Consider the following 8536-nt stretch of genomic DNA (forward strand, 5'->3'; position numbering starts at 1 on the left):
GTGCCGGTAAATTTGGCAAATTGTGGCTCCGCATCCCCTGCTCCTGGATCGTGCTTCTTGACAGAATGAAACAAGGGAAGACCTTGCAAATAACTCACATCAAAAGTCCAAGTTCCACCCAGCATCTGGCGCGAATGCGAAATCCCAAAATTGGCTACGCTATATTGACGGCTACCAACCTCTATCTTATTGCCAAGAAGGTAATTGTTGGTTCTTTTATAAGAAAGACCTAAATTCAAGGTTGTAAGGGAAATACCATCACGGTAAAGAACCCTGCTTGTACTGGCGTGCAACTCACTGGAATCCCCCGTCGTCTCAATATCGGTAAAATTGCCAGGGATTATGCTTTGGTAATTATAAACAGTGCCATTCAATCCAAAGGTCCAATAACCGTACGGAATACTCACACTCGCTGAAATGTTATTGCTATGTCCTTCTTGCTTGCTCCCACCCCAATAATCGGGCTCACTGCGTTGATAGTTAAAATCCCACGCATCATTCATCCCTAAAATATTTTCTACCCTTAAGCCCGCACTATAACGCGCATAACCCGTGGAGACTTGTCCCATATTGTCATGAGAAACAGTAACCTTGAAAGTTTTATCGGGATGATTGTTAATATTGACAATGGTGCCCCCTTCTTCACGCCCTGGAAGAAGTTCGCTTTGAGCGTGCGCTGAACTCAAACGGTTGATCTGATCAAGCCCTTGTTCAATATCGCGCATGTTCAAAACATGACCTTGAAGCCCAGGAAAAGCACTCCACACAACATTATTATAACGAGATGCCGGTGAACCATTATAGTAAATCTCTGAAAGCTTGCCCTCAACGACAACAAATTTGAGCGCCTTGCTGTTTTTGATATCTTGATCAGGAATGTAAAAACGCGCCGTCACATAGCCTTGATCCAAATAAACTTTGGTTAACTTCTTGATTAAGAGCTGAATATCGACAAGACCAATACATCTTCCAACATAAGGCTCTGTTACGGCTGATATAAAGCGCTTTTTGACATGATGCACTCCCTCAACAACAATAGCATGAATGGGAAAACATTGTTTCCCACCCAAAAGCGTTTCTGGATTTTGCTCTGAAGGCGTCTTGATCCTTTTAGGCGTTAAAGCGCGTAAATTCTCAATTCTTTCTAATTGCTGCTTCTCAGATTGTTGGCGAGAAAAATTATCGGTTGGGGAAGGAAAAATAGCTGAGGAGCGCGCATAAACACTTACACCTGTAAACAAGCCAAATAAAACAATAATGGCACGAAAAATTCTCAAAAGAGAACTTTGGCGTAAAAATACACAAAACAATACAGATTGCCCCCGCTTTGCACTATTCATGAAGCATTATTTAAAAGAACTTCATGAACCTCTAACAAGTCCACTCAAAACAGCCACTGCCCTATGACGCTTTTAACAAAAGCACATGCCTCTGTAACCAAAGAAAAGTGACACCCAAAACTGCTTTATTTTAACTGCTGAAGATCTCTCCCCCACATTTATGTAGAAAGACCTCTAAACAAAACTGTTTAGCCCGTCAATGGTTAATACATCAATATCCCCAGTTTAATGCTACAATATATTTATCAATAATTAGAGATAAATTCACTCTCCAGCTCCTCTAAGCCACTCAACACGCATATAAACGAGACATCATGCTATCAAGCACATCCTATCGTCAAAAACCATCATAGCAAACAATAAGAAATCTCTTTGAGAGCCTTTCAAGACAATTACGCAAAACTCTTTTTCCTGCCTTTGCTCGCCAAATTTGGCGAGCAAACAAAGTCTTGATTTTCTAATAAGTTATATTTAATGGCATTTTCATCAAAGAACTTTTCTCCAAAGACAATGATCTGAGTGATCTGAACAGAAGAGTTTTGTCCAGTGCTGTCAGTGTTGTCAGTTCTTTTTAGAGCCTATATCATTTTTTTCAAATGAGAGAAAATTAAAATCATTATATTTCAATATGTTAGTATTTTAACGATACAACCTATATCGACAATACAACCTTAAATACAATCCATAATATATATTTGTCAGTTTGTGTCAGTAAATTGAACTGACAAAATAGACTATTTGAGTGACTCATAAAACCTATCAAAATAATCATTATGATATTTTAAAAGCACATGCTTCATTTGTCTTGATTAACCCGTGAAACGAATAGCAAATTTCACTAGTTTGCTGATCTGATCTCTCTCATAGGCTGTGGATAAACAGCATTAAAAAAAACTTTTTGAAAAAATTTATCCGCTTTTTAGCATTTTCCGAATTTTTCTCACTATTCATTCAAAATGGATTTAATAAGCTTCATTTTGATTCTTTTGAAGAGAATTAATCAATAGAATATATTGTCATGGAGTTTATTCTTTATGCTTCGCCCTCATCATTCTGATCATGAACATGTCTCTTTACGCTCTCTCTTAGAATATTATCGTCAACAAGCAAAATCACCCCGTGAATTGGGAACGCTGTTTGAAAACCTTGTCATGGCTTATCTTATGCATGACCCTCTCCATTTTGGACGATATGAAACGGTTGAGAGCTATTATGAATGGGCTAAAGAGCGTGAAGGTTGGAATAAAAATGATATCGGCATTGATCTGGTGGCAAAGCTTCGTCATCAAGAGGGATATGTGGCTATTCAATGTAAGTTTTATAAAGCTGACCATCAGATCAGTAAAAAAGATATTGATAGCTTTATCGCTGCCTCTGGAAAAGACATCTTTAAATATCGTCTTCTCGTCGATACCACGGAAGTGGAATTAAGTGACAATGTCAATGCCATGATCAAAGGACAAGCGATACCCGTTTATCGCATTGACCTTCGTCATATGGAAAACAGTCGTATAGATTGGCAAATATTTGCAACTAAAAAAGAAATTGTTCTTAAATCAATAAAAGAGCCTCGTCCCCATCAAGAAGAAGCCATCAAGAAAGTCTGTGAAGGGTTAAAAGAAGCAGACCGTGGCAAGCTGATTATGGCATGTGGAACGGGCAAGACTTTCACTAGCCTTAAGATAGCAGAAACCATAGCAGGAAAAGGCAAGCGTGTGTTGTTTTTGGTGCCCTCGCTTGCTTTAGTCTCACAAACGATCCGTGAATGGACAGCCGATGCACAAGTACCTTTGCGTTCTTTTGCTGTGTGTTCGGATACAAAAGTAGGCAAGCGTCGTAAAAACCAAGATGATATTGTTGGCATGGAAACATCAGATCTTGTGCTCCCTGCTACCACGGATGCCCAAGCCCTTGCCAAAGAAGCTAGTGAAAACCTAGCAGATGCAATGACGGTTATCTTTTCAACTTACCATTCTATCCAAGTGATTTCGGATGCGCAAAAAGAGCATGGTTTACCCGAATTTGATCTCATCATTTGCGATGAAGCACACCGTACCACTGGTGCTTCATTGGGAAGTGAAAACAATGAATCCGAATTTATCAAGGTTCATGATAACAGCATCATTTGGGGCAAAAAACGTCTGTATATGACAGCAACGCCTAAGATCTTTAGTGATACTGCTAAAAGGCGGGCGGATGAGATCAATGCTGTTTTGGCATCTATGGACGATGAAACGCTTTATGGCAAACAACTCCATCATTATACATTCGCGGAAGCTGTCGATAATGAACTGTTAACCCCTTATAAGATTGTGGTCTTAGGCATTAATGAAACCTATATCACACCAGCCATACAGGAGATTATTGCCAATGAAAACCGTGAAATTGATTTAGATGATGCGGCAAAAATTATTGGCTGTTATAGAGCACTTACCAAAATAGATAAGCAAGCGGCTGTTGATGATGATGATACAGAGCCCATGCAATGTGCTTTAGCTTTTTGTAAAGATATCAATACCTCTCAATATATAACAAAGCTCTTTAATAAAATTATCAAATCTCATATTGATGATTTCCTTCAAACCGTTCCCTTTCTAAACTGTGAAGTAAGACATATTGACGGAACGCAAAGTGTCAAAAAGCGCAATGAGGAACTGGATTGGCTTAAAGAAGATGCGGGTCAAAATGTTTGTCGGATTTTAAGCAATGTTCGGTGTCTGTCTGAAGGAATTGACGTCCCTGCTCTTGATGCGATCATGTTTTTACACCCGCGTAATAGCCAAGTCGATGTGATACAGGCGGTAGGGCGTGTGATGCGTCGTGCTCCAAATAAGAAAACGGGCTATATCATTTTACCCATTATCATTCCTTCACGCTTAGAAGCCAAAAAGGCTTTAAAAAACAATAAGAGATACCGTGTTGTTTGGCAAGTTTTGCATGCTTTACATTCTCATGATGAGAGACTTGCTCGGACAATTAATCAAATGTCTTTAGGACAAGATAGCAGCCATACGATTGAGATTATAGAGATTAAGCGTGAGGATGAATTAAAAGAGCTTACCACAACGGTTGATGAGATCTCGATACCATCAAAAGCAGAAAGTTCTGGACGTGTCATTGGAACAGCAGAAAGCAAATCTCAATCGGTATCTGGAGGACAAGGAGACCTATTCCGCCGTTCTGAATTTTTTGATTTTGTCAAAGCCATTTTTCTGGATAGTTTTAAAATCACCGATTATTGGGGCATATGGGCGAACAATGTTGCTGAGATTGCTCAAAATCATATCACGCATCTTCAAAATCTGCTTACTGATGAGACAAGCGAAACCTATCATGCTTTTGATACATTTCATAAGGAACTAAAGAACAACGTCAACAGCGATATCAAACAAGAAGAAGCGATTGAGATGTTAGCGCAACATCTTGTCACGCGTCCCGTGTTTGAAGCCTTGTTTGAAGGCAATGAATTTGTACAGAACAATGCCATTTCGCAAGCAATGGATAAGATCTTAACGGAACTGGATAAAACCAATATCGAAGAGAAAACGAAAGATCTTGATAAATTTTACAAAAGTGTCACATTCTGTACAGCAGGTATCACCGAAACTCATGCAAAACAGAATCTTATTATCAAACTTTATGAAAGTTTTTTTGCCAAGGCATTTAAGAAAACCACGGATAAGCTTGGGATTGTTTATACCCCCGTTGAGGTCGTGGATTTTATCATTCATTCTGTTGATGATGTTTTACGCAATGAATTTGGAAAAAGCTTGGGGTCACGTGGTGTTTCTATTCTTGACCCTTTCACTGGAACGGGTACCTTTATCACAAGGCTTTTACAATCAAAGCTCATAAAACCAGAGGATATGGAATATAAGTTCCGTCATGATATCCATGCCAATGAGATTGTTTTGCTAGCGTACTACATAGCAGCCATTAACATTGAATCGACTTATCATAGTTTGAAGAAAGGAGAGTATACTCCTTTCAAACATATTGGTTTAACCGATACATTCCGGATGCTTGAAAAACAAGATCTGATGAGAGGTTTACTAGAGAAAAACAGTGAATATTTAGAACTTCAGAAAAACCTCAATATTGAAGTTATCTTCGGCAATCCTCCTTATTCAGTAGGGCAAAAAAGCGAAAACGATAATGCGAAGAATACTCCTTATCCCATATTAGATAACCGTATTCGTGAAACCTATGCTGCTCAATCTAAAGTAACAAATACACGAGCGCTTTATGATAGTTATATTCGTGCCATTCGTTGGGCTAGTGACCGTATTGCTGATGCTGGGGTAATCGGCTTTGTTTCTGGTTCTGGTTATGTAGAAAAGCCAACAATGGACTGCTTACGAAAATCTTTAGCCAAAGAGTTTACGAGTATTTATGTGCTTAATTTACGGGGAGATATTCGTAAAAATATGATGAACAAAAATAACGCTCAAGAAGGTGAAAATGTTTTTGGCAACGGTAGTATGACTGGTATTGCTGTGACACTATTTATCAAAAACCCCAATGTTTCTAGAGATTGTAAAATTTACTATCACGACATTGGTGATAATCTCACAACAAAAGAAAAACTTACTGCTCTTGAATACTTTGGTAGTATTGGTGGTGTCACGCGTGAAAGCGGTTGGCAATTGATTAAACCAGACAAGCATGGTGACTGGATTAAGCAACGTGATGACAGTTTTGCTAGCTTTCTAACCTTGGGAGATAAGAAGGGTAATAATAAGAAAAAGGAAAATAATAAAAAGCTCTTTGAAACTTTTTCGTGTGGTATACAAACTAACCGTGATGCTTGGGCATATAACTCAAGCCGTGAGGTTTTAGCAAAAAATATGAGTCATATGATTGCTTTCTATAATAGCGAAGTGGAACGTTTTAATAATGTCTATCCGCATGCTGACCGTAAGTTACGTGCAAATGCTGTAAACAATTTTGTTAGTGTTGATGCTACAAAAATTTGTTGGAGTAGTAGTCTAAAAGAAGAGTTTGTAAGAGGAAAGGTTTTTGAATTTGAAGATAAATGTCTTATTCAAAGCCTATATCGTCCTTTTACGAAGCAATGGCTTTACTATAGTCGTATTTTTAACCATAGAGTCTATCAAATGCCGCGTATATTTCCGATAGGGGAAATGATTGAGAATAAAATAATTCAAGTTACAGGTATAGGAGCAATGGGGGGCTTTTCTGTTTTGATGAATAAAGCTTTACCTAGTTTAGATGCAATAGAAAAAGGTCAATGCTTTCCACGCTATATTTACGAAGACACTACGGTCTCAAAAGATAGAAACAAGAAACAAACTCATTTATTTACGAATTCTATAGAAAAAAGCATCAATGCTGGTTTACAGAAGCGTGATGCTATTACTGATGAGGGATTAGCCCATTTTCAAGCTGCTTATCCTAATGAAATAATCACTAAAGATGATCTATTCTATTATGTTTACGGTTTACTTCATTCGGAAGATTACCGTGCTCGTTATGCTGATAACCTCTCTAAAGAATTGCCTCGTATCCCTTGTGTAAAGAATGCTGAAGATTTTTGGAAATTTGTGACAGCAGGACGTGAATTGGGTCATTTGCATGTAAATTATGAAGATGTGGAACCTTATCCCGTGACCTTTAAAAAGGGTAATCCAAAATTTACAGAGATCTCTAATCCTGAGAAATTCTATTACGTTACAGAAATGAAATTCGCAAAAGCAGGTAAAGAAAAAGATAAATCAACTGTTATTTACAATAGCAATATCACAATGACAGATATACCTAAGGAAGCTTATAGCTATATTGTAAATGGTAAATCCGCTCTTGAATGGGTTATGGGGCGTCAATGCGTAAAGACTGATAAAAAGAGTGGCATTGTTAATGATGCCAATCGTTATGCTGTTGAAACCATTGGCAACCCTGCCTACCCTCTAGAGTTATTTCAGAGGGTTATTACCGTAAGTTTAGAGACCATGAAAATCGTTAAGAACCTACCAAAATTAGAACTAAGAGAAACTGAATAACTTATAAAGCATGCTCATATAACGGGTATGATAAACTCATAAGGGGTATAAGGTTTTATACCTATAGGTTCTATGCCCCTTTTATAAATTGCTTACATACAATCTTTAAAAGAATAGTTTATATGCGTTATTCTAAAAGATAAGGCTTTGCACTTTTTAAAACACTGTACTTTGGATTGCCTTTAAGACTTTTAAGAAACCCTATCTTAAAGTGAATATGCTTCTTTTACATTGCCTTTAAAAGATTATACCGTAATCTAAAATGATAGCTTTATTGTTTTCAAAAGCTTTGTTGTGAATACTTATATTACTTTACGCTTTTAATTCCCTAATTTTTGAAAAAAGTATAAGCACCCCCAAAACCCCTACAAAATATATATATTACAGGTTGTGTTTATAGAGTGCGTTCAATATAGGTTGTTTACATTAGAGCCCCTTATAAACAAAATTCACAAAAAATTAAAAACCATTTAGTAAAAAAACTGATAGGTTATAAAGATAAAAATACGCATTATGAGAGCGTTTCTAAATATTATAAATGTATAGATTCAGAAAATAACGCAATCGTTTCATAAAGCCTATAATATAGCTTTAAAAGTACATAAATATAAAAGAAGCAATTAATAAGCATAAGTTATTATCAATACACAACGTATTTAAAAAATAAGAAAAAATATCAAAAAAGATAAAATATTATTTGACAATAAATACGTATTTTGTTATATAAATAATCAAGTGATCAAAACACTTTCGAATAGCGGATAGGTTACGAAACAGCCTCTCCCATGCCTTTTAAAATACTGACTTTCTTTTATGCTTTTGTTAGTATATGAGAATTTTGTCGGGTGTAGCTATGCCATACAATACCCTTTCAAGGGAAAAGTGTAGCAACGGACTATTCGCCGTGTTTTGAGCGCCCGGCGCCCTTATAGGGTGTCAATTTCAAAACAATTGAACGAATAGGATATTTAGCATGAGTGCTATAGTTAATAAATTAACCCCCCCCGTTATCTCTTCCATTGCAAATGAAACCGCCCCTGTTAATCAACAACAGCCTGCAAAAAAATACGAATTTACCAATGAAAAATTCACTTTTGACGGTCTTACTTTACACCGTATACGTGCTCTAAGAGATTTTGATGATGTTAAGGCGGGGGACCTCGGCGGTTTTATTGA

The 8536-nt window shown here is 37.1% G+C and carries 2 protein-coding genes and 1 pseudogene; 2 read left to right on the plus strand and 1 reads right to left on the minus strand.

Annotated elements, in window-relative coordinates; all coding sequences use genetic code 11:
* The coding region (locus tag ACFIJ7_RS08460) for a ShlB/FhaC/HecB family hemolysin secretion/activation protein (RefSeq protein ID WP_375645052.1) at positions 1-1340 on the minus strand (1340 nt) is incomplete at its 3' end.
* 1034 nt (positions 1341-2374) lie between these two features.
* Between ACFIJ7_RS08460 and ACFIJ7_RS08465 the strand changes: the two genes are divergently transcribed.
* Positions 2375-7360, plus strand: coding sequence for a DEAD/DEAH box helicase (locus ACFIJ7_RS08465; RefSeq protein ID WP_375645053.1), 4986 nt, complete (start codon positions 2375-2377; stop codon positions 7358-7360).
* Between the two features lie 973 nt (positions 7361-8333).
* Positions 8334-8536 (plus strand): annotated as a pseudogene (locus ACFIJ7_RS08470) (hypothetical protein); the annotation flags it as partial.

This window comes from Bartonella sp. MR100HLJHH (assembly GCF_042194215.1).
GTDB classification, from domain to species: domain Bacteria; phylum Pseudomonadota; class Alphaproteobacteria; order Rhizobiales; family Rhizobiaceae; genus Bartonella; species Bartonella grahamii.

Coding starts and splice junctions, on each gene's coding strand:
- ACFIJ7_RS08465 (WP_375645053.1), top strand. CDS start 2,375: ATGCTTCGCCCTCATCATTCTGATCATGAACATGTCTCTTTACGCTCT.